The sequence below is a fragment of the Micromonospora marincola genome (assembly GCF_056150385.1).
This window is the reverse complement of sequence record NZ_JAXCFT010000020.1, coordinates 28,545-48,197: the sequence shown is the minus strand read 5'-3', so window position 1 is coordinate 48,197 and position 19,653 is coordinate 28,545. Positions and strand designations below refer to the sequence as shown.

General features: G+C 71.3%; 21 protein-coding genes. 3 read left to right on the top strand and 18 right to left on the bottom strand.

The window, feature by feature from the left end; translation table 11 throughout:
* Positions 1–62: 62 nt before the first annotated feature.
* Positions 63–1,493 carry a UDP-N-acetylglucosamine 1-carboxyvinyltransferase gene (gene murA, locus SM450_RS27175; RefSeq protein WP_474622620.1) on the bottom strand — a complete coding sequence of 477 codons (1,431 nt, stop codon included), beginning with the start codon at positions 1,491–1,493 and terminating at the stop codon, positions 63–65.
* Between murA and SM450_RS27170 the strand changes: the two genes are divergently transcribed.
* Positions 1,492–2,064: a cob(I)yrinic acid a,c-diamide adenosyltransferase gene (locus SM450_RS27170; RefSeq protein ID WP_474622619.1), complete on the top strand. Its 573-nt coding sequence runs from the start codon at positions 1,492–1,494 to the stop codon at positions 2,062–2,064. The genes murA and SM450_RS27170 overlap by 2 nt on opposite strands.
* Positions 2,040–2,504, top strand: coding sequence for a VOC family protein (locus tag SM450_RS27165; RefSeq protein WP_474622618.1), 465 nt, complete (start codon positions 2,040–2,042; stop codon positions 2,502–2,504). The genes SM450_RS27170 and SM450_RS27165 overlap by 25 nt, the downstream gene beginning before the upstream one ends.
* A gap of 61 nt (positions 2,505–2,565) precedes the next feature.
* Here the strand turns inward: SM450_RS27165 and SM450_RS27160 are convergent, their stop codons facing one another.
* The 13 genes from SM450_RS27160 to SM450_RS27100 form a co-directional block, all read right to left on the bottom strand.
* Positions 2,566–3,117, bottom strand: a complete 552-nt coding sequence (locus SM450_RS27160) for a hypothetical protein (protein ID WP_474622617.1) — start codon at positions 3,115–3,117, stop codon at positions 2,566–2,568.
* A gap of 752 nt (positions 3,118–3,869) precedes the next feature.
* Positions 3,870–4,325 carry a DUF2550 domain-containing protein gene (locus SM450_RS27155; protein ID WP_474622616.1) on the bottom strand — a complete coding sequence of 152 codons (456 nt, stop codon included), beginning with the start codon at positions 4,323–4,325 and terminating at the stop codon, positions 3,870–3,872.
* Positions 4,326–4,337: 12 nt separating this feature from the next.
* The gene (locus SM450_RS27150) at positions 4,338–4,616 is read right to left on the bottom strand and encodes a F0F1 ATP synthase subunit epsilon (protein WP_474622615.1); all 279 of its coding nucleotides are present in this window, start codon (positions 4,614–4,616) and stop codon (positions 4,338–4,340) included.
* 108 nt (positions 4,617–4,724) lie between these two features.
* Positions 4,725–5,867, bottom strand: coding sequence for an LCP family protein (locus SM450_RS27145; protein WP_474622614.1), 1,143 nt, complete (start codon positions 5,865–5,867; stop codon positions 4,725–4,727).
* A 215-nt stretch (positions 5,868–6,082) separates the two neighbouring features.
* Positions 6,083–7,528: a F0F1 ATP synthase subunit beta gene (gene atpD / locus SM450_RS27140; RefSeq protein WP_474622613.1), complete on the bottom strand. Its 1,446-nt coding sequence runs from the start codon at positions 7,526–7,528 to the stop codon at positions 6,083–6,085.
* The gene (locus tag SM450_RS27135; protein WP_474622612.1) at positions 7,528–8,466 is read right to left on the bottom strand and encodes a F0F1 ATP synthase subunit gamma; all 939 of its coding nucleotides are present in this window, start codon (positions 8,464–8,466) and stop codon (positions 7,528–7,530) included. The genes atpD and SM450_RS27135 overlap by 1 nt, the downstream gene beginning before the upstream one ends.
* A 4-nt stretch (positions 8,467–8,470) precedes the next feature.
* Complete coding sequence (atpA, locus tag SM450_RS27130; protein WP_474622611.1) at positions 8,471–10,123, bottom strand: F0F1 ATP synthase subunit alpha; 1,653 nt, start codon at positions 10,121–10,123, stop codon at positions 8,471–8,473.
* Positions 10,124–10,208: 85 nt separating this feature from the next.
* Positions 10,209–11,030 (bottom strand): F0F1 ATP synthase subunit delta, encoded by an 822-nt coding sequence (locus SM450_RS27125; protein WP_474622610.1) that lies wholly within the window; start codon positions 11,028–11,030, stop codon positions 10,209–10,211.
* Positions 11,030–11,569, bottom strand: coding sequence for a F0F1 ATP synthase subunit B (locus SM450_RS27120; protein ID WP_474622609.1), 540 nt, complete (start codon positions 11,567–11,569; stop codon positions 11,030–11,032). The genes SM450_RS27125 and SM450_RS27120 overlap by 1 nt, the downstream gene beginning before the upstream one ends.
* Positions 11,570–11,598: 29 nt before the next feature.
* On the bottom strand, positions 11,599–11,832 hold the full coding sequence (locus SM450_RS27115) for an ATP synthase subunit c family protein (protein ID WP_046563803.1): 234 nt from the start codon (positions 11,830–11,832) through the stop codon (positions 11,599–11,601).
* A 68-nt stretch (positions 11,833–11,900) separates the two neighbouring features.
* Positions 11,901–12,698 (bottom strand): F0F1 ATP synthase subunit A, encoded by a 798-nt coding sequence (gene atpB / locus SM450_RS27110; protein ID WP_474622608.1) that lies wholly within the window; start codon positions 12,696–12,698, stop codon positions 11,901–11,903.
* 11 nt (positions 12,699–12,709) lie between these two features.
* Complete coding sequence (locus SM450_RS27105) at positions 12,710–12,946, bottom strand: AtpZ/AtpI family protein (protein ID WP_091069120.1); 237 nt, start codon at positions 12,944–12,946, stop codon at positions 12,710–12,712.
* A gap of 174 nt (positions 12,947–13,120) precedes the next feature.
* Positions 13,121–13,552: a hypothetical protein gene (locus tag SM450_RS27100; RefSeq protein ID WP_474622607.1), complete on the bottom strand. Its 432-nt coding sequence runs from the start codon at positions 13,550–13,552 to the stop codon at positions 13,121–13,123.
* Between the two features lie 87 nt (positions 13,553–13,639).
* Between SM450_RS27100 and SM450_RS27095 the strand changes: the two genes are divergently transcribed.
* Positions 13,640–15,106 carry an SDR family oxidoreductase gene (locus SM450_RS27095; RefSeq protein ID WP_474622606.1) on the top strand — a complete coding sequence of 489 codons (1,467 nt, stop codon included), beginning with the start codon at positions 13,640–13,642 and terminating at the stop codon, positions 15,104–15,106.
* Positions 15,107–15,158: 52 nt separating this feature from the next.
* Here SM450_RS27095 and SM450_RS27090 read toward each other — a convergent pair whose 3' ends face one another.
* From SM450_RS27090 to prmC, 4 genes are all read right to left on the bottom strand, one after another.
* Positions 15,159–17,270, bottom strand: a complete 2,112-nt coding sequence (locus SM450_RS27090) for a transglycosylase domain-containing protein (RefSeq protein ID WP_474622605.1) — start codon at positions 17,268–17,270, stop codon at positions 15,159–15,161.
* A gap of 112 nt (positions 17,271–17,382) precedes the next feature.
* Positions 17,383–17,994 carry an arsenate reductase/protein-tyrosine-phosphatase family protein gene (locus SM450_RS27085; RefSeq protein WP_474622604.1) on the bottom strand — a complete coding sequence of 204 codons (612 nt, stop codon included), beginning with the start codon at positions 17,992–17,994 and terminating at the stop codon, positions 17,383–17,385.
* A complete protein-coding gene (locus SM450_RS27080) occupies positions 17,995–18,639 on the bottom strand; it encodes an L-threonylcarbamoyladenylate synthase (protein ID WP_474622662.1) in 645 nt (214 codons plus the stop codon).
* Positions 18,639–19,586, bottom strand: a complete 948-nt coding sequence (gene prmC, locus SM450_RS27075) for a peptide chain release factor N(5)-glutamine methyltransferase (protein WP_474622603.1) — start codon at positions 19,584–19,586, stop codon at positions 18,639–18,641. The genes SM450_RS27080 and prmC overlap by 1 nt, the downstream gene beginning before the upstream one ends.
* Positions 19,587–19,653 lie beyond the last annotated feature (67 nt).

Sequence of the window (19,653 nt, the reverse complement as noted above, 5' to 3'; positions counted from 1 at the left end):
CTCCCTCGCCCGTGGTTCTCCACTGTCTTCGAAGAACCCTACTTAACGAGGGATAAGGAGCGTCAGATGGCCAGGTCCGGTTCCTCCGGCGCGGTGCCGCGCTCCACCTCGACGCCGAGCGCCCGCAGGTCCGCCACGAAGTCCGGGTAGCCCCGGTCGACGTGGTGCACGTGCGACACCTCGGTCATCCCGTCCGCGCAGAGCCCGGCGATGATCAGACCGGCGCCGGCCCGGATGTCGGTGGCGCGCACCGGGGCGCCGGAGAGCCGCCCCCGGCCGCAGACCAGGGCGTGGTGGCCGTCGGTACGGATCTCCGCGCCGAGCCGCATCATCTCGTTGGCGAACATGAACCGGCCGTCGAAGATGTTCTCCGTGATCAGGGAGCCGCCCTCGCTGACCGCGGCCAGCCCGATCGCCATCGGCAGCAGGTCGGTGGCGAAGCCCGGATAGGGCAACGTGACCACGTCCACCGCCGCCGGCCGGTCGTCCATTCGTACCCGGAAGGTGTCACCGCGCGTCTCCACCAGGCCGCCGGCCGCGACCAGCTTGTCGAGCGCGACCGCCAGGTACGCCGGGTCGAGGCCGGTCACGGTGACGTCGCCCCGGGTCATCGCCGCGGCGAACGCCCAGGTGCCGGCGACGATCCGGTCCCCCACCGTGGCGTGCCGCACCGGGCGCAGGCCCGGCACACCGGCGATGTGCAGCGTCGACGTGCCGGCGCCGGCGATCTGGGCGCCCATCCGGTTCAGCATGGTGCAGATGTCGACGATCTCCGGCTCCCGGGCCGCGTTGTCGATCGTCGTGCCGCCCCGGGCCAGCACGGCCGCCATCACCAGATTCTCGGTGGCGCCGACGCTCGGGAAGTCGAGCACGATGTCCGCGCCGTGCAGCCCGTCCGGCGCCTCGGCGATGACGAACCCGTGCTCACCGGAGATCTCCGCACCCATCCGGGCCAGCCCGGCGATGTGCATGTCCAGGCCGCGCGAGCCGATCGCGTCGCCGCCCGGGTGGGCCACCCGCACGTGCCCGCGTCGGGCCAGCAGCGGGCCGAGCACACAGATCGAGGCGCGCAGCCGGCGGACCAGTTCGTAGTCGGCCTCCGCGCCGGGCCGCTCCGGCACGTCGATGACGACCGAGCGGGACCGTTCCCTGCCGCCGCGGGCCACCATCGGGTCGACCGGGTCGTCCGGGCCGAAGCGTACGCCGCAGCCGAGCCGCCGCAGCACCTCGCCCATGATCGCGATGTCGGTGATCCGGGGCACGTTGGTGATCACGCTGCGGCCGGGCGCGAGCAACGCGGCGGCCATCAGCTTCAACGCCGAGTTCTTCGCGCCCACCACGTGCACGGTGCCGGCCAGCCGGGCCTGGCCACGTACCCGGATGACGTCGACGTCGCTGAGCGCCGGGTCGCCGGCGTCGCCCGGGCCCACCGCGGTCGGCCGGTCCGGCCGCACCGGGATGGTCAGGTCCGGTATCCGTAGGCTGTGCGTCATGGCCGTCCACCTCACGCGCATCTACACCAAGGCCGGCGACGCCGGCATGACCAGGCTGAGCAACAACGAGCAGGTGCCGAAGACCGATCCACGGATCGTCGCGTACGCGGACGTCGACGAGTGCAACGCCTCCATCGGCGTCGCTCTCGCCCTCGGGCAGTTCCCCGACGACCTGCGCACCGTGCTGGAATCCGTGCAGAACGACATGTTCGACGTCGGAGCGGACCTGGCAACCCCGGTGGAGCCGGACCCGGCGTACCCGCCGCTGCGGGTCACCGAGGAGTACGTCGAGCGTCTCGAAGGCTGGTGCGACGAGTACAACGCGCGCCTGAGCAAGCTCGACTCCTTCATCCTCCCCGGCGGCACCGCGGGCGCGGCGCTGCTGCACGTGGCACGGACGACCGCTCGGCGCGCCGAGCGTGCGGCATGGGCGCTTGTCACGCACGATTCCGACCGGACCAGCACCCTCCCGGCAAAGTATCTCAACCGGCTCTCCGATCTACTTTTCATCCTGTCAAGAACGGCAAATCCGGGCGGAGACGTGCTATGGGTGCCGGGCGGGAAGCGATGACCGCCGGCGGCCTGCACCACGTGGAGGTCTGGGTACCCGACCTGGAGGCGACCAGACGTACCTGGGGGTGGCTTCTCGGCGAGCTGGGCTGGACGCCGTACCAGGAGTGGCCGGCCGGCCGGTCCTGGCGACACGGGCCCACCTACCTGGTGCTGGAGGAGTCTCGGGCGCTCACCGGCCGCGTCCACGACCGGCTCGCGCCGGGCCTCAACCACCTGGCCTTCCACGCCGGCCCGCCGACGGCCGTCGACCGCCTGGTCGCCGCCGCCCCCGAGCACGGCTGGGCGTTGCTCTTCCCGGACCGGTATCCGCACGCCGGCGGCCCGGACAGCTACGCCGCCTACCTCACCGACGGACAGGGGTACGAGGTGGAGCTTGTCGCGTCGGTTAAGGAGGGGCCCCCGCTTAACGCCTCCGGTAGAGGAAGGGGCCCCGCTTAACACGTGCGGCAGCCCGAAGGCCGGCACCCCGTCGTTGCGGGGTGCCGGCCTTCTGCGTGAATCAGCTCCAGTGCTTGTTGACGAGGTCGGTGGCCTGCTTCTCCCACTGGGCGTACGCATCCGGGTAGGCGCTGACCTGGACGGTCTGGGCGGCCTCGGTCACCGGCATGTCCTGCCAGCCGTCGACCTGCTTCAAACCCTTCAGGAACGCCAGGGTCGAGTACTCCGGGTCGGTGATCTGCTCCGGGCTGCCCCAACCGCTCGACGGGCGCTGCTGGAACAGGCCCAACGAGTCGTGGTCGTTGGTGTCACCCAGGTGACCCAGGTTCTCCAACTTCGACTCCTGGAGGCTGGTGGCGATCGAGATGACCGCGGCCCGCTCGGGCAGGCCGGCCTTCTTCGTCGCCGCGATGATCGCCTTCACGTTCGCGGTCTGCTCGTCGTTCAGCGTGATGGTGGACTGCTTGCCCTCCACCTGCACCGCCGTGGTGGCCGGCTTGGCGGTGGTGTGGGCGGGGGTGTCGGCGTGGGCGGCGATCGGACCGGCGAACACACCACCGGTAAACGCGAGACCAGCAACACCCAGGACGCTCTTACGCAGGATCGTGTTCACCAGGGGCTCCATTCCGGGGGTCGACAACACGCACCGAGGGGGGTCGGCACGCGCGCAGGCACCGTCAGGCACTCAAAGCTTTCGCGGGGGACCGGCTGTTCCGCGGGGCAGGGCCACACCACGGGGCCGGGAGGATGTGTAACGACCGGCTGCCCACCGTCATTCCTGGGGCGGGTCGGCCGCGCGGCGAACCGGTGCGCTGGCCTTCCTCGGTCGTTCACCCGGCTACAACGCCCGCACCCCCGGGCCGATTCCACCGTCAGAGTGCCACCCACCACCACCGAACCGGACACCCCACCCACCCGGAACACACGGCCGTACACGGCCGCACACGGCGACCGGGATTCCGGCACACCGTGAGACACCCCTGACTTTCCACCCGTGCTCCCCCAAGCCCGCGACTGGAACGCCAGGGGCGTCTCCGGGCGCCGCAGACAGCCATACCGTTCCACCCACGCTCCGCCCGGGCGACGACTGGAACGGTATGGGTGTGTCAGGGCGCCGCAGACACCCGTGACGTTCCACCCGCCGCCACCGGACTCGACATCCCGGCCCACCCAGCAGCGGTGGCGGCGGGTGGACACCGTGGCATGGCGGTCTGAGTCGTCTCTGCGCTCAGCTCCAAAGGCACCGACCAGGTACTGGAAGAGGAGGCACTGTCGCAGGGTCCGGAGCTGTCCGCGGCTCGTCCCGCCCTCCACCGCCCTGCCGTCCCCGTCGAGACGGCCGGGTAGCAGTCGATCGAACCCGCGTCAGGCGGCGGGCCAGTCCTGGGAGGCCATACGCGGCGAGGCCGCCCCCGGAGGGGCGGCCTCGAGCCAGGAGAGAAAGCCGGTGACCGTGGACCGCGCCATGGCGATCTCGACCGGAGCATGGTCACAGGTACAGCGCAGGATCACCCAGTCGGACGGCATCGAAAGGCGCTCCTGCCCCTCCGGCAGCCGGCGTCGCTCCACCGCCAGTCCCTTGCGGGAGAGCACCCGCTTCGGGCGCAGCGCGAAGCTGAACATCCGGTACCAACGGAGCTGGTCGCCGACGAAGCGGCCGAAGCCGGGCGACCAGCCGCGACCGTCGAGCATGGTGGTGACCCGGACGCTCAGCCGGATGATGCCCCCGCTACGGGTGAACAGGGCCCGCCGAATGAAGAGGATCAGAAGCGCGACGACGACTATCGCGACGCCGATTCCGATCCCTTCCACGATCTCCATCGGCGGGTCGGCTCAGCGGGCCGGGGTTGCCGGGGTGGCGCTCTCGGCGAGAACTGTCACGCCCTCGCCGGTCACCGAAAGGAAGCCGCCGGCGACGTCGTACGCGACCTGCTGGCCGCCGGCCTGCTTGATGCGGACCTGGCTGGGCTCCGCGAGCTGGCCGAGCAACGGCGCGTGCCCCGGCAGCACACCGAGCTCACCCTCGGTCGTGCGGGCGACCACCATCTCGGCGTCACCGGTCCAGACCTTCTCCTCGACGGCTACGAGCTCGACGTGAAGCTGCTGTGCCACGCTGTCTCCTTGCTGCGGCGGCGGATTGCCGAAAGTCTAGTCGCGCCCTCGACGCCTGCCCACGGCGGGTGGTGAGAGCCGGACCACGGCGTCCCGCACCCGCTCAGGCTACTTGCTCTTCTGCTTGAAGTCGGGGTGCTCCAGCAGGAACGCGTCGAGCTGGTCGGCGCGCAGGGCGGCGAAGAAGTCGTCGGCCGGGTCGAACAGTTGCTCACCCCGGTAGGCGCTGCCGCTTCCGATCGGGCCGCCGGGCAGCTTGATCGTCTCGATCGCGTCGGGGCGGATGTCCTTCAGGGCGAGCCCGAAGTCGACGACGCTGTTGCCCCGGCCGTTGAAGATCAGCGACTGCCCGGCCGCGCGGAGCACCCGGTCCAGCTTGATCGGGTTGGCCACCACGTCGGCGCCGAACGCCTGGCTCACCATCGCCTTGACGAACTGCTGCTGGTGTCGCTGCCGGCCGTAGTCGGCGTCCGGCACGCCGTTCTTCGGGTAGCGCTGGCGGACGTAGTCAAGCGCCTGCCAGCCGTTGAGGTGGGCGTCACCCTTCTCGTACCGTGCCTGCGGGCCGAGGTAGCCGCCGCCTCCGGGCCGGAGCTGGCGCGCCGAACCGTCCGGCTTGAGGTGCTCGGACTTCACGTCGCGCTCGATGTACATGTCGACGCCGCCCATGGCGTCGACGATCTTCTTGAACCCGCTGAAGTTGATGATCGCGCCGGCGTCGAACCGCTTGATGCCGGTGACCTCCTGGACGGTCTTGGCGAGCAGCTCGAAGCCCTGCGCGGCGCTCGGGTCCTTGCCCGGCACGTTGCTGCCGTGCGACATGGCGGCGTTGATCCGGTCGTTGCCGCCGCGGTAGTCGGCCTTCGGGAAGGCCGGGATGTCCACCCGCAGGTCACGTGGGAGGGAGAAGAGATAACCCCGGTCCATTCCGGCCGGCACGTGCAGGATCATGATCGAGTCGGAGAGCGGCCGGGTCCTCGGGTTACGGGGGTCGATGCCGACAAGCAGGATGTTGAGCGGGCCCTTGATGTCGCTCTTCTTCTCGGTGGCGCCTGCGGCCTGCTCGCCGAAGAGATCTCCCTTGCCGACCGCGCCCTCGTAGCGCGCCACGAGTGTGTGGTAGCCCACAAGCACCGAGCCGCTGAGCACCACCATGACGATGCCGAGGATGGTGCAGACCCGGGCCCACCGGGGCACGCCACGCCACAGGGACCGCTTGCCGCGATCCGTGCCGCCCTTACCCACGAGCATCTCCAATCGTCGCGCCCACGAAGAAGAGACGGGCGCGGGGGTCCGTTCCGTTGCAGAGATCAACGGCCGCGATGCGAATTCGTGTCACGAACGGTACCGCGCACTTCTCCGGACCGCCTGCCGGTGAACCGGACGCCGGGTACGTGACCGGCCTTGAACAGGCGAAGGCCGCCCCGACGAAATGTCGGCGCGGCCTTCGTGGTGTGAGCGGGCTCTCAGCCCTCCTCGCCCATCAGCTCCTCGGCCTTGGCCTTGAGGTCCTCCAGGCCGCCGCACATGAAGAACGCCTGCTCCGGGAAGTGGTCGAACTCCCCCTCGCTGATCCGGCGGAAGGCGTCGATGGTCTCCGAGATCGGGACCGTCGAGCCGGGCACGCCGGTGAACTGCTCGGCCGCGTACGTGTTCTGCGAGAGGAACCGCTCGATCCGGCGGGCGCGGCCGACGGTGAGCTTGTCCTCCTCGGAGAGCTCCTCGATGCCGAGGATGGCGATGATGTCCTGCAGGTCCTTGTAGCGCTGCAGGATCCGCTTCACCTCGGTGGCGACGGCGAAGTGGTCCTCGCCGACGAACTCCGGGGCGAGGATCCGGGACGAGGACGCCAGCGGGTCCACGGCCGGGTAGATGCCCTTGTCGGAGATCGACCGCTCCAGGTTGGTGGTCGCGTCGAGGTGGGCGAACGTGGTGGCCGGCGCCGGGTCGGTGTAGTCGTCGGCGGGCACGTAGATCGCCTGCATCGAGGTGATGGCCTGGCCCCGGACGGAGGTGATCCGCTCCTGGAGCTCGCCCATCTCGTCGGCCAGGGTCGGCTGGTAACCCACGGCGCTCGGCATGCGGCCGAGCAGCGTGGAGACCTCGGAACCGGCCTGGGTGAAGCGGAAGATGTTGTCGATGAAGAGCAGCACCTCCTGCTTCTTCACGTCGCGGAAATATTCCGCCATGGTGAGCGCGGAGAGCGCCACCCGCAGCCGGGTGCCCGGCGGCTCGTCCATCTGGCCGTAGACGAGCGCGGTCTTGTCGATGACGCCGGACTCGGTCATCTCGGCGATGAGGTCGTTGCCCTCGCGGGTGCGCTCACCCACGCCGGCGAAGACCGAGGTGCCACCGAAGTTCCGCGCCACCCGGGTGATCATCTCCTGGATGAGCACCGTCTTGCCCACGCCCGCGCCGCCGAACAGGCCGATCTTGCCGCCCTTGACGTACGGTGCGAGCAGGTCGATGACCTTGATGCCGGTCTCCAGCATCTCGGTCTTCGGCTCCAGGTCCGCGAAGGCCGGGGCCTTGCGGTGGATGCCCCACCTGTCGTCGGCCTGGATAGTCTCGCCCTCGGCGAGGTTGAGGCACTCGCCGATCGCGTTGAACACGTGGCCCTTGACCGCGTCGCCCACCGGCACGCTGATCGGCGCGCCGGTGTCACGGACGTCGGCGCCACGGACCAGGCCGTCGGTCGGCTGCATCGAGATGGCGCGGACCAGGTTGTCACCCAGGTGCTGGGCGACCTCCAGGGTCAGCGTCTTCTCACCGCCGGAGAGCGTCACGTCGACGTGCAGGGCGTTGAACAGCTCCGGCATGGCGTCGCGCGGGAACTCGGCGTCGACGACCGGGCCGATGACCCGGACCACGCGACCCGTGGCCGTCTTGGTCTCCACTGCGGATACAGTCATCACACTTCACTTCCCGACGCGGCCAGCGCGTTCGCGCCGCCGACGATCTCACTGATCTCCTGGGTGATCCCGGCCTGACGGGCCGAGTTCATCTCACGCGTGTACTTCTCGATCATCTCTTCGGCGTTGTCGGTGGCGCTCTTCATCGCCCGCCGACGCGCTGCCGACTCACTCGCCGCCGACTCCAGCAACGCCGCGTAGATCCGCGTGTTGATGTACTTCGGCAGCAGCGCGTCGAGCAGCGACTCCGGTTCCGGCTCGAACTCGTACGCCGGCAGCAGGCCGCCGGGCGCCTCGGACCGGGGGCGCTCCTCGACCTCCATCGGGCCGATGATCCGGGTGACCGGGTTCTGCGTCATCAGGGACTTGAACTCGGTGTAGACGATGTGCAGCTCGTCCACGCCGAGGATCCCGTCCGCGCCGGCGTGGCCGTCCGTGTCGTCCGCGCCGGCGGTGAACGCCTTGATCAGCGTGTCACCCACCTCGCGGGCGTCGTCGAACGTCGGCTGCTCGGAGAAGCCCGTCCAGCTCCCGGCGATCTCCCGGTTGCGGAACCGGTAGTACGCCACGCCCTTGCGGCCGATGACGTAGAGCACCGGCTCCTTGCAGTCGGCCCGCAGCCGGGCGATGAGCGACTCGGCGGTGCGGATCGCGTTCGAGCTGTACCCGCCGGCCAGGCCGCGGTCGGCCGTGACAAGCAGGACGCCCGCCCGCCGCACCCGCTCACGCGAGGTGAGCAGCGGGTGGTCGATCCGCGCGTTCGAGGCCAGCGCCGTCAGCACGCCGGTGATCGCCTGGGCGTACGGCAGCGACGCCGCCACCTTGGCCTGGGCCTTGGCGATGCGGCTCGTCGCGACGAGCTCCATCGCCTTGGTGATCTTCTTCATCCCCTTGGCGGAACGGATCCGCTGCCGGAGAACGCGTACCTGGGCGGCCATCGGATCAGCTCTCGGCCGGGCGGTCGGTGTTGCCGTCGCGGAAGCGGGTCACCGTCTCGCGGGTCTGCTCGCCCTCAAGCGCCTCGGCCGGGGCCTCGTTGATCCGGACCTCGTCCTCCTTGCCCAGGAAGACCTGCTTGAACTCGGTGATGGCCGAGTCCAGCGAGGAGACGATGTCGTCGCCCCACTTGTGGTCCGCGATCGAGGCCAGCACGCCCTCGTGCTTGTGGCGCAGGTACTGGAGGAACTCCGACTCGAACCGGCGGACCTCGCCGACCGGGACGTCGTCGAGCTTGCCCTCGGTGCCGGCCCAGACGGAGACGACCTGCTCGTTCACCGGGTAGGGCGAGTAGTTCGGCTGCTTGAGCAGCTCGACCAGCCGGGCGCCCCGGTTGAGCTGGTTCTGCGAGGCCCGGTCCAGGTCGGAGGCGAAGGCGGCGAACGCCTCCAGCTCACGGAACTGGGCCAGGTTCAGCCGCAGCGAGCCGGCGACCTTCTTCATCGGCTTCACCTGCGCGGCGCCACCGACCCGGGAGACCGAGGTGCCGACGTTGATGGCCGGGCGGACGCCCTGGTTGAACAGGTCGGTCTCGAGGAAGATCTGACCGTCGGTGATCGAGATGACGTTGGTCGGGATGAACGCCGAGATGTCGTTCGCCTTGGTCTCGATGATCGGCAGGCCGGTCATCGAGCCGCCGCCCAGCTCGTCGGAGAGCTTCGCGCAGCGCTCCAGCAGGCGGGAGTGCAGGTAGAAGACGTCACCCGGGTACGCCTCACGGCCCGGCGGGCGGCGCAGCAGCAGCGACACGGCCCGGTACGCCTCGGCCTGCTTGCTCAGGTCGTCGAAGACGATCAGGACGTGCTTGCCGCCGTACATCCAGTGCTGGCCGATGGACGAGCCGGTGTAGGGCGCGAGGTACTTGAAGCCGGCCGGGTCGGAGGCCGGGGAGGCGACGATGGTGGTGTATTCCATCGCGCCGGCCTCCTCAAGCGTCCCCTTGATGGAGGCGATGGTGGAGGCCTTCTGGCCGATCGCGACGTAGATGCAGCGGACCTGCTTCGTCGGGTCGCCGGAGCGCCAGTTGTCCCGCTGGTTGAGGATGGCGTCGAGCGCGACCGTGGTCTTGCCGGTCTTCCGGTCGCCGATGATCAGCTGGCGCTGGCCACGGCCGATCGGGGTCATCGCGTCGATGGCCTTGATGCCGGTCTGCAGCGGCTCGGAGACCGACTGCCGGGCCATCACGTTCGGGGCCTGGAGCTCAAGCTCACGGAAGCCCTCGTTGGCGATGTCGCCGATGGCGTCGATCGGCTCGCCGAGCGCGTTGACCACGCGGCCGAGGAACGCGTCCCCGACCGGCACGGAGAGCACCCGGCCGGTGCGCTTGACGCGCTGGCCCTCTTCGATCCCGCCGAAGTCACCGAGGACGACGACACCGATCTCCCGGACGTCGAGGTTCAACGCCACGCCGAGCGTGCCGTCCTCGAACTCCAGGAGCTCGTTGGTCATGGTCGAGGGCAGACCCTCGACGTGGGCGATGCCGTCGCCGGCATCGGCGACGGTGCCGACCTCCTCACGGGAGACGTCGGCCGTGTAGGAGGAGACGTAGCGCTCCAGGGCGCCGCGGATCTCCTCCGTCGAGATGGTCAGCTCGGCCATCCTCTGCTTCCTTAAAGTTCAGGGGCCCGGGATACCTAGTACCGACCGGTCCGATGGCGTCGAATCAGGGCTGCGGAGACGCTGGTCAGCGCTTCGCGAGCGCGTTGCGGGTCTCGTTGAGGCGGCGCAGGACGGTGCCGTCGTACAGGTCGGAACCGACCCGTACGCGCACCCCGCCGAGCACGTCGGGGTCGACCGTCTGCTTGACGGACACCTCCCGACCGTACATCTCGGTGAGGCGGGCACCGAGGCGTCGCTCCTCCTCGTCGGAAAGCGGAGCCGCCACGGTCACGTACGCGACCTGGCGGTCCCGCCGGTCGGCGGCCAGCTCGACCAGCCGGGTGAGCGCACCGGTGAAGGAGCGTCCCCCGAAGCCGGCGAGCGCGGCCTCGACGAGGCGGACGGTGACCGGGCGGGCCTTTCCGGCGAGCAGTTGGCCGGTGAGGCCGGCCCGCCGTTCGGCCGGGGCCATCGGGTCGGAGAGCGTGTTCGACAGCTCCGCGGAGCCGGAGACGACCTGCCCGAAGCGGAACAGCTCGTCCTCGACCTCGCCCAGCTCGCCGGCCGAGTCGGCGCTCGCCAGGAGCGCCTCCACGCCGAGCCGCTCGACGCCGTCGAGCAGTTCCGACGGGGCCGACCACCGGCCGGAGACCAGCGCGGCGAGCAGGTCGAGCGCGTCCGCGCCGACCTTGCCACCGAGGATCCCGGTGAGCAGCGCGGCGCGGTCCACACCGGAGCGGGCCGGGTCGGAGAGCGCCCGGCGCAGCCGCGGCTCGCGCCGCAGCAGTGCGGCGACGGAGAGGATGTCGTCGGCGGTGGCGGCCACCGCCGACGGCTCCGCGCCGCGGACGTACGCGTCGAGGCGCTCGACCCCGGCGGAGTACGACTCCCGGCTGGCGGCCTGCATCAGCGGGCCCCCGTGCTCTCGAGACCGTTGAGGAACCGGTCGACGGTGCCCTTGCGACGCGCCTCGTCGGCGAGCGACTCGCCGACGATCTTGCTGGCCAGGTCCACCGCGATGGTGCCCATCTCGGTGCGCAGCTCGCGCACGATGGTGGCCCGCTCGGCCTGGAGCTGCTCCTTGCCGGCGGCGATGACCCGGTCGGACTCCTCGCGTGCCTTGGCGAGGATGTCCTGGCGGATGCCCTCGGCGTCGGCCCGGGCGTCGTCGCGGATCCGGGCGGCGTCGGTACGCGCCTCGGCGAGCTGGGCCCGATACTGCTCGAGCAGCTGGTTCGCCTCGGCCTGGGCGGCCTCGGCGCGCTTGATGCCGCCCTCGATCGCGTCGACCCGGGCCTGGAACGTCTGCTCCATGCGCGGGAAGACGAACTTCATCAGCACGAAGCAGAGCACGATGAAGGCGATCCCGCCGACCACGATCTCCTGCCATACAGGGAGGATCGGGTTGTGGGTCGTCTCACCACCCTCAGCGGCGAGGAAGTACATGGGAAAACCTCCCGGTCAGAGGGGCTGGATCAGGCGGTGCCGGCCCAGATGAAGCCGAAGGCGATGCCCAGCAGCGCCAGCGCCTCGATGACGGCGAAGCCGATCCAGACGTAGGGGAGGGTCATCCGGGACGACTCCGGCTGGCGGGCGGTCGACTGGATGTAGGCCGAGAAGACCAGGCCCACGCCGATGCCCGGGCCGATGGCGGCCAGGCCGTAACCGATGGCAGCGGTGCTGCCCGTTACCTCGGCAAGGATGCTCATTACGGTTCCTCCTGGTTATCACACGTGACGGTCACGCGGGTCGACAACGGTTGGTGCGAAAGATCGGATCAGTGCTCGTCGGCGAGCGCGCCCTGCACGTAGCTGGCGGTCAGCACCGTGAAGACGTACGCCTGCAGACAGATCACCAGGAACTCGAGGAAGGTCAGCGCGATCGTCATCACCCAGGACAGCACCGACACCGGCGCGAGCCAGATGTTGGCGTTGAGCATGGCGAATCCACCGAGCGTGAAGACCAGCAGGAGCATGTGGCCGGCGAACATGTTCGCGAAGAGACGGACGGCGAGCGAGAACGGCCGGACGATGAAGGTCGAGAAGAGCTCGATCGGGATCAGCAGCGGCAGGATGTACCACGGCGCCGGCGGAACCAGAGAGTTCTTGAAGTACTTCACGAAGCCGTGGTGCCGGATGCCGACGTAGTTGAACATCACGTAGCTGATCACGGCGAGGAAGGCCGGGAACGCGATGTGCGAGTTCGGCGAGATCTGGAAGAACGGCAGGATCGCGAAGAAGTTCGTCAGCAGGATGAAGCAGAAGAGCGTGGTGAAGTAGGGAGCGAACCGCACCCCCGCGTGCCCGATCATGTCCACCGCGATGTTGTTGCGCACGAAGCCGTAGATCGACTCGGCGAACCACTGCTTCTTGGTGGGGACCAGTTGCGGGTTCCGGTAGCTGACCAGGAAGAAAATGATCAAGATGCCGACGGCGACCCACACCATCGCCGTGATCTTGGTGAACCAGTACGAGTTCTCCGCACCCCAGGGCAGGATGCTGGGCAGGTAGAAGTCCCCCACCTTCGGCGGGAATTCCGCCTGGCCCTGAGCCAGGACGTTCGCCTGTCCGAACACCGCGTCCCTTCCTAAGTAGGCGTGCCCAGCCGGCGGACGACCAGGATGATGCCCCCGGCCATGCCGAGCACGACCCCGATGCCGGTGGCGACGCCGCCGGTATCGAGCCAACGGTCGACCAGCCAGCCGATGAAACCCCAGACGAGCATGCCCCCGATGAGGTATGAGAGCGCGGTCCAACCCTGACCGGCACCGGACGGAACGTCGCCCGAGCCGCCAGTGTTGGGGGGTTTCTGGTCACCGGCCATGACGGGGCGAACGATATCAGTCGAGCGGAAGAGGTTGTGCCTCACCCCCCGCACAACCTGGTTGTGTGGGACACGGGCGGGCGAAGTCGTCTGGAGGCACGGTACTCCTCCGTCGCCACTGAGAGAATGACCGATCGCGGACAGGTTGGCGCGTCGCCCGAAAGTGGGGACGCGTCAGCGCGCCACCCGTCGCGCGTGGACGGTGGCCAGCCACCAGATGTGCGCCCCGGTCCACACCACCACGCCCGCCGCGATGCCCAGGCAGAACGGGATCAGCCCGGGCCAGCCGGTCGAGGCGACGAGCACCATCACCCCGCCGAGCGCAGTGATCTTGGCGATGTAGAGGCCCAGCCCGAACGGCAGGACGAGCTGCGGATCCCGGGCGTCGGCCCAGGCCAGCACCACTGTGGTGAGCGTGTAGCTGGCCGCCGTGGCGGCCACCCCGGCCGCCGCGCCGAGCGCGCCGTCCCCGCCGCGCCACACCCCGCCGGCCACCGCCGCCACCGCCGCCATGACCGCCACCGCGGCCAGCAGCACGGGCAGGTGGCGCAGTCGCCAGCCGCGGTCCGCGGTCGCCTCCGCCCCGCGCGCCGCCGGCTCAGCCACGGGGGTACGCCGGGAACACCGTGATCATTTGCAGCTCCCTCGCGTTCTCCACAGCGAAGGAGTCTACGGAGCCGCACACTGGAGGCCGTGAGATGCCTCGTCACCGGCGCCACCGGCTACATCGGCGGACGCCTCGCGCCCCGGCTGCTGGCCGAGGGGCACACCGTGCGCTGCCTGGCCCGCACGGCCGGGCGGCTGCGCGACGTGCCCTGGGCCGCCGAGGCCGAGATCGTCGAGGGTGACCTGCGCCGGCCGGAGACGCTGCCGGGCGCGTTCGAGGGCGTGGACGTCGCCTACTACCTGGTCCACTCGCTGGGGCAGCGCGACTTCGAGGCGGCCGACCGGGAGGCGGCGACCAACTTCGCCGAGGCGGCGCGCGCTGCGGGCGTACGCCGGATCGTCTACCTCGGTGGGCCGGAGCCGGCGGAACGGGAGGGGTTGCCCTCGGCGCACCTGCGGTCCCGGGCGGAGGTCGCCCGGATCCTGCTCGACAGCGGCGTGCCGACCGCCGTGCTGCGCGCCGCGGTGATCATCGGGTCCGGCTCGGCCTCGTTCGAGATGCTGCGCTACCTGACCGAGCGGTTGCCGGCGATGGTCACCCCGCGCTGGGTGCGCAACCGGATCCAACCGATCGCGGTCCGCGACGTGCTGGGCTACCTGGCCGGCTGCGCGCACCTGCCGCCCGAGGTGAACCGCGGGTTCGACATCGCCGGCCCGGACGTGCTGACGTTCACGCAGATGATGCAGCGCTACGCCCGGGTGGCCGGGCTGCGGCCACGGCTCATCCTGCCGGTGCGCCCGCTCACCCCCGGCCTCTCCTCGCACTGGGTCGGCCTGATCACTCCGGTGCCGAACGCGATCGCCCGACCGCTGGTGGAGAGCCTGGTGCACGAGGCGGTCGCACACGAGCACGACATCGCCCGCTTCGTACCCGACCCGCCGGGCGGGCTGACCGGCTTCGACCAGGCGGTCGGCCTGGCGCTGGCGAAGGTGCGCGACGCCCAGGTGGAGACGCGCTGGTCGAACGCGAGCGGCCCGGCCGCGCCGGCCGACCCGCTGCCGTCGGACCCGGACTGGTCCGGCGGCACCGCCTACACGGACCTGCGGGAACAGGCCGTGAGCGCGCCCCCGGCCGCGTTGTGGCGGGTCATCGAGGGGGTCGGCGGCGAGCACGGCTGGTATTCGTTCCCGCTCGCCTGGTCGGTACGCGGCTGGCTGGACCGGCTGGTCGGCGGCGTCGGGCTGCGTCGCGGCCGGCGCGACCCGCACCGGCTCCAGGTCGGCGAGGCGTTGGACTTCTGGCGGGTCGAGGAGATCGTCCCGGGTGAGCTGCTGCGGTTGCGTGCCGAGATGCGGTTGCCCGGCCGGGCCTGGCTGGAGATGCGGGCCGAGCCGACCGACAACGGGCACAGCCGCTACGTGCAGCGCGCCGTCTTCCTCCCGCACGGCCTGCCCGGCCACCTCTACTGGGCCTCGGTCGCCCCGTTCCACGCCGTCGTCTTCGGCGGCATGGCCCGCAACATCGCCCGAGGCGCCGAACACCCCACCGGTTAGGCGGGGGCCCCTGTTATCGCCCAGGCGATAGGAGGGGGCCCCGCCAATCACCTCAGTTGTTGGTGCGGGGGCTTGTGTGCTGGAAGGCGACGGACTCGCTCGGCGGGACGAAGTCCCGCACCGGCTGGTCGCGCAGGGCCCAGGCGAGGATGCGACCCACGGCGGCGATCTGCCGCTTCTGCACGCCGCCGCCGACCGCGTCCCGCGGGTTGTCCGGGTTCGCCGCGATAGTCGCCACGGCGAGCTGCGGGGTGAACGCGACCACGGTCTCCGTGGCGTTCCGCTCCGAGCTGCCGGTCTTGCCGGCCAGCGGCCGGCGCAGGCCCGGGGCCAGATCCTCGGCCGTGCCGCCGGCGCACCGCCGGTACATCGACTGGTCGCCGACCGGGCAGCGGCTGGCGTCGGCCGCCGCGCGGGCCACCTCGGTGTCGAGCACCTGCCGGCAGTCGGTGTCACCGGTGGCCACCCGCCGGCCGGTCGCGTCGGTGATCGAGGTGACCGGGGTGGGCCGGCACCAGGTGCCCTCGGCGGCCACCGTGGCGTACGCGTTGGCCAGGTCCAACGGCGTGGTGGCGGAGACCCCGAGGGTGAACGGCCCCCAGCTCGCCGCCCCGTCGCGGGCCATCCTGGCGTCCTGCGGCGAGCGGAACACGATGCCGAGCCGCTCGGCCATCTCGACCACCCGGTCCGCGCCGACCCGCTCGGTCAGCCAGGCGAAGTAGGTGTTCACCGAACGGCCGAACGCGTCCCACATGTCCCGGTCGCCGTCCATCCAGTACGTGTTGGCGTTCGCCGGGCACCACCTGCCGCCGCAACTGGCCGGGCCGCCGTCGATCGGGTACTTGGTGACGTAGACGCGGGGGGCGTCGAACTCGGTGTCCAGCGGTAACCCGGCCTCCAGCGCGGCCAGCAGGGCGAACAGCTTGAACGTGGAGCCGGCCTGGTAGCCGACGATGCCGCCGCCCCCGGCCACGAGTTGGTTGACCGTGTTCGGGTAGTTCTGCTGCCCGGCCGGGTTCGCGGCCGTGCCGAAGCCCCGGTTCACCGCCAGGGCCAGCACCCGCCCGGTGCCCGGCTGCACCACCGCCGTCGGCGCGGCCCGCTGGGTCGTCTCCGGATAGATCGCCCGCACCTGCTCGCTCGCCTTGGCCTGCACGTCCGGGTCGAGCGAGGAGACGATCGACCAGCCGCCGCGGCGCAGCGTGCGCTGCCGCTCGTCCGCGGTCTGCCCGAACGCCGGCTGGGCGTTCCACCACTGGGTGAACCAGTCGCAGAAGAAGCCCCAGTCGTTGTGGCCGGCGGGCACCGCGGCGCAGTCGTTCGGGGTGGCGCTGGGCGCCAGGGCCAGCGGTGAGCCCTTGGCCGCCGCCGCGTCCGCGGCGGTCACCCGGCCGGTCTCCGCCATCCGGTCCAGCACGTACGCCCGGCGGTCCAGGGCCGCGCCGGCGTCGCCGTTGATCGGGTCGTCGTGGTCCGGCGCCCGCACCAGGCCAGCGAGCAGGGCGGCCTGCCCCAGCGTGAGCCGGTCCGGGGTGGTGGAGAAGTAGCGCTTGCTGGCGGCGGCGATGCCGTACGCGCCGGCGCCGAAGTACGCGATGTTCAGGTAGCGCCCGAGAATCTCGTCCTTGCCGACCTGCCGTTCAAGCGTCAGCGCGTACCGCATCTCGCGGATCTTGCGACCGGCGGTGATCTCGGTGGCCGCGGCCCGCTCCCGCTCGGTCAGCCGGGGGTCACCGGCGAGCGCGTTGCGCACGTACTGCATGGTCAGCGTGGAGGCGCCCTGCCGGGTGCCCTCCTTGCGGTTGGCCGTCAACGCCCGCACCACGCCCCGCACGTCGACGCCGTGATGCTCGTAGAAGCGCACGTCCTCGGCGGCCACGATGGCGTCCCGCATCACCGGCGCCACCTCGCCGACCGGCACGTCCACCCGGTCCTCGACGTAGAACGAGGTGATGAGCGTGTGGCCGTCGTTCGCGTAGAGGTTGGAGCGCTGGGCCGGCTGCGGCGCCCGGAGCGCCTCCGGCAGCTCGGTGTACGGCATCAGGTTCTTCACGCCCAGGCCGAAGACCAGCGCGGCCGGCAGCGCGGCGGCGGCCAGGGCCAGTCCGGCGAGCACGCCGGCGAGCAGGATCGTGAACAGCTTGTCGAGATGGGCCCGGTTCATCAGCTCTCCCCGCAGGAGCCGGCCGTACGGACCCGTTCAGAATGACCGGAATCGCCGTTTTCGCCGCCATGTTCGGCGAAAGGCGCAGGAAGTTCGCGAGAAAGGATGAACCTCAGGGCAGCAGCGCGGCAGCCAGCGGCTGGACCGTCTCCTCGATCTCGTCGGCCACCCGGCTGAAACACTGGTCGCCCCGGCCCCACGGGTCGTCGAGATCATCGGTGGGCAGGGCGGCGGCGCCCTCCCGGGCCGCGTCGGCCGCCGCCACGAGCGCGACCCCACGGGCGTGCACGGCGTCCGGAGTGGGCGCCGCCGACGGCAGCGCCGACCGGTCCACCGCGCCCAGCAGCCGGCCGAACTCACCAAGCACGAACGTGCGTCCGGCCGCGTCCGACCGCAGCGCCACCACGTACTCCTGCTGGTCGGCGGTCGCGGTGAGGACCAGGTCCGCGCCGTCGATCAGGTCGGAGCGCAACCGGCGCGCGGCGAAGCCGTCGACGTCACCGCCGCGCGCGACCACCTGCCGCGCCGCCGGCGGGTTCATCTCCTCGCCGGCGTGCCACCCGCCGGTGCCGGCGCTGTGGCTGTGCACGAGCGCGTCCGAGTCGGCCGGGGCGACGTCGAGCCGGGCCAGCCGCTCCCGGACGGCGAACAGCAGCAGCCGCTCGGCCATCGGCGACCGGCAGATGTTGCCCATGCAGACGTGCAGAACGGTGAACGGCGGCACTCAGACCCCCCGCTCGTCGAGGATGTCCGGCACCACGTCACGCAGCTTCGCCAGCGTGACCGCGCCCTGGCGCAGCACCCGCGGCACCTCGCCGGTCAGGTCGACGATGGTGCTCGGCACCGGGTCCACCGCCGGCCCGGCCTCCAGATAGGCCCGCACGCCGTACCCGAGCTGGTCACGGGCCTCCTCGGCGGTGAGCGCGGCGGGCTGGCCGACCTTGTTGGCCGAGGCCACCGCCATCGGCCCGGTCTCCCGCAGCACCTCGAGCGCGACCGGATGCAGCGGCATCCGCACCGCCACCGTGCCGCTTGTGTCGCCCAGGTCCCACGCCAGGCTCGGCGAGTGCTCCACCACGATTGTCAACGCGCCCGGCCAGAACGCCTCGACCAGGTCACGTGCCGCGCCCGGCAGCGAGAAGACCAGGCCGTCGAGCGTGTGCCGGGAGCCGATCAGCACCGGAGGCGCCTGCCGTGCGCCACCCTTGGTGTCCGCCAGGGCCTTCACCGCGTACGGGGTGAACGCGTCCGCACCGACGCCGTAGACCGTGTCGGTCGGCAGGACGACGAGTTCGCCGTTCCGGACCGCCTCGATGGCAGCGGCGATGCCGCGGTCCCGGTCGGCGGGCGACCGGCAGTCGTAGAGCATCACGAGGAGTCAGTCTGCCACGCCGCGCCGCCGTCGGCGTGGGTGCCGTCCGCCCGCCGGGACGCGGTCGCCCAACGAGGCCGCCCGGCCAGGTCCCGGTGCTCCGCCACGCGCTCGTACCGGCCGTCGCGGTCCAGCAGGGCCGGCACCGCCGCCGCGTGCGTGTCGTCGTGCTCCACGCCGATCAGCCCACCCGGGCGCAGCAGCACCGCGGCCCGGGCCACCACCGGCCGGATCACGTCCAGTCCGTCCGCGCCGCCGAACACCGCCTCGTCCGGGTCGTGGCCGCCCACCTCCGGCGGCACCACCACCGACCGCGGCACGTACGGCGGGTTGCAGAGCAGCACGTCGACCCGGCCGGCCAGGTCGGCCAGCAGCGCCGGGCCGGTCACGTCGGCGGCCACCACCTCGACCGGCCGGTCCCCCGCGGCGACCCGCCCGGCGGCGTTGCGTCGCAGCCAGGCCAGCGCGGCCGGGGACCGTTCCACCGCCACCACCCGGGCCGACGGCACCTCCTGCGCGACCGCGAGCGCGATCGCGCCGGAGCCGCTGCACAGGTCGACCACGAGCGGCGCGGCGAGCCGCCGGGCCGCGTCGATCCCCCAGCCGGCCAGCAGCTCGGTCTCCGGCCGGGGCACGAACACCCCCGGGCCGACCGCCAGCTCCAGGTGCCGGAAGCCGGCCACGCCGGTGAGGTGCTGCAACGGCTCCCGGGCCGCCCGCCGGTCGACGAGCGCGTCCAGGCGGGCGCGCTGGGCCGGGGTGAGACCGGCGGCCAGCGCCAACCGGCCGCGCGGCACCTCCAACACGTACGCGGCCAACTGCTCGGCCTCCGCCCGGGGCGCCTCGACACCGGCCTCGGCCAGCGCCCGGGCCACCCGGGCGATCACCAGCGAGACCCGTTCGCGTTCTGTCCCTTCGGACGGGTGTTGCGGGAGTGTGCTCACGCAATAATCATGAAGCGTCGCGGGTCGCCAACACGAACGGGTGCGTCCGGGCGCACACGGCAGGGAG

Excerpts from the sequence above, each read along its gene's own strand:
- SM450_RS27170 (WP_474622619.1), top strand. The coding sequence starts at position 1,492 with ATGGCCGTCCACCTCACGCGCATCTACACCAAGGCCGGCGACGCCGGC.
- murA (WP_474622620.1), bottom strand. The coding sequence starts at position 1,493 with ATGACGCACAGCCTACGGATACCGGACCTGACCATCCCGGTGCGGCCG.
- SM450_RS27165 (WP_474622618.1), top strand. The coding sequence starts at position 2,040 with ATGGGTGCCGGGCGGGAAGCGATGACCGCCGGCGGCCTGCACCACGTG.
- SM450_RS27155 (WP_474622616.1), bottom strand. The coding sequence starts at position 4,325 with ATGGAGATCGTGGAAGGGATCGGAATCGGCGTCGCGATAGTCGTCGTC.
- SM450_RS27145 (WP_474622614.1), bottom strand. The coding sequence starts at position 5,867 with ATGCTCGTGGGTAAGGGCGGCACGGATCGCGGCAAGCGGTCCCTGTGG.
- atpD (WP_474622613.1), bottom strand. The coding sequence starts at position 7,528 with ATGACTGTATCCGCAGTGGAGACCAAGACGGCCACGGGTCGCGTGGTC.
- SM450_RS27135 (WP_474622612.1), bottom strand. The coding sequence starts at position 8,466 with ATGGCCGCCCAGGTACGCGTTCTCCGGCAGCGGATCCGTTCCGCCAAG.
- atpA (WP_474622611.1), bottom strand. The coding sequence starts at position 10,123 with ATGGCCGAGCTGACCATCTCGACGGAGGAGATCCGCGGCGCCCTGGAG.
- SM450_RS27125 (WP_474622610.1), bottom strand. The coding sequence starts at position 11,030 with ATGCAGGCCGCCAGCCGGGAGTCGTACTCCGCCGGGGTCGAGCGCCTC.
- SM450_RS27120 (WP_474622609.1), bottom strand. The coding sequence starts at position 11,569 with ATGTACTTCCTCGCCGCTGAGGGTGGTGAGACGACCCACAACCCGATC.
- SM450_RS27115 (WP_046563803.1), bottom strand. The coding sequence starts at position 11,832 with ATGAGCATCCTTGCCGAGGTAACGGGCAGCACCGCTGCCATCGGTTAC.
- SM450_RS27105 (WP_091069120.1), bottom strand. The coding sequence starts at position 12,946 with ATGGCCGGTGACCAGAAACCCCCCAACACTGGCGGCTCGGGCGACGTT.
- SM450_RS27090 (WP_474622605.1), bottom strand. The coding sequence starts at position 17,270 with ATGAACCGGGCCCATCTCGACAAGCTGTTCACGATCCTGCTCGCCGGC.
- SM450_RS27080 (WP_474622662.1), bottom strand. The coding sequence starts at position 18,639 with ATGCTCTACGACTGCCGGTCGCCCGCCGACCGGGACCGCGGCATCGCC.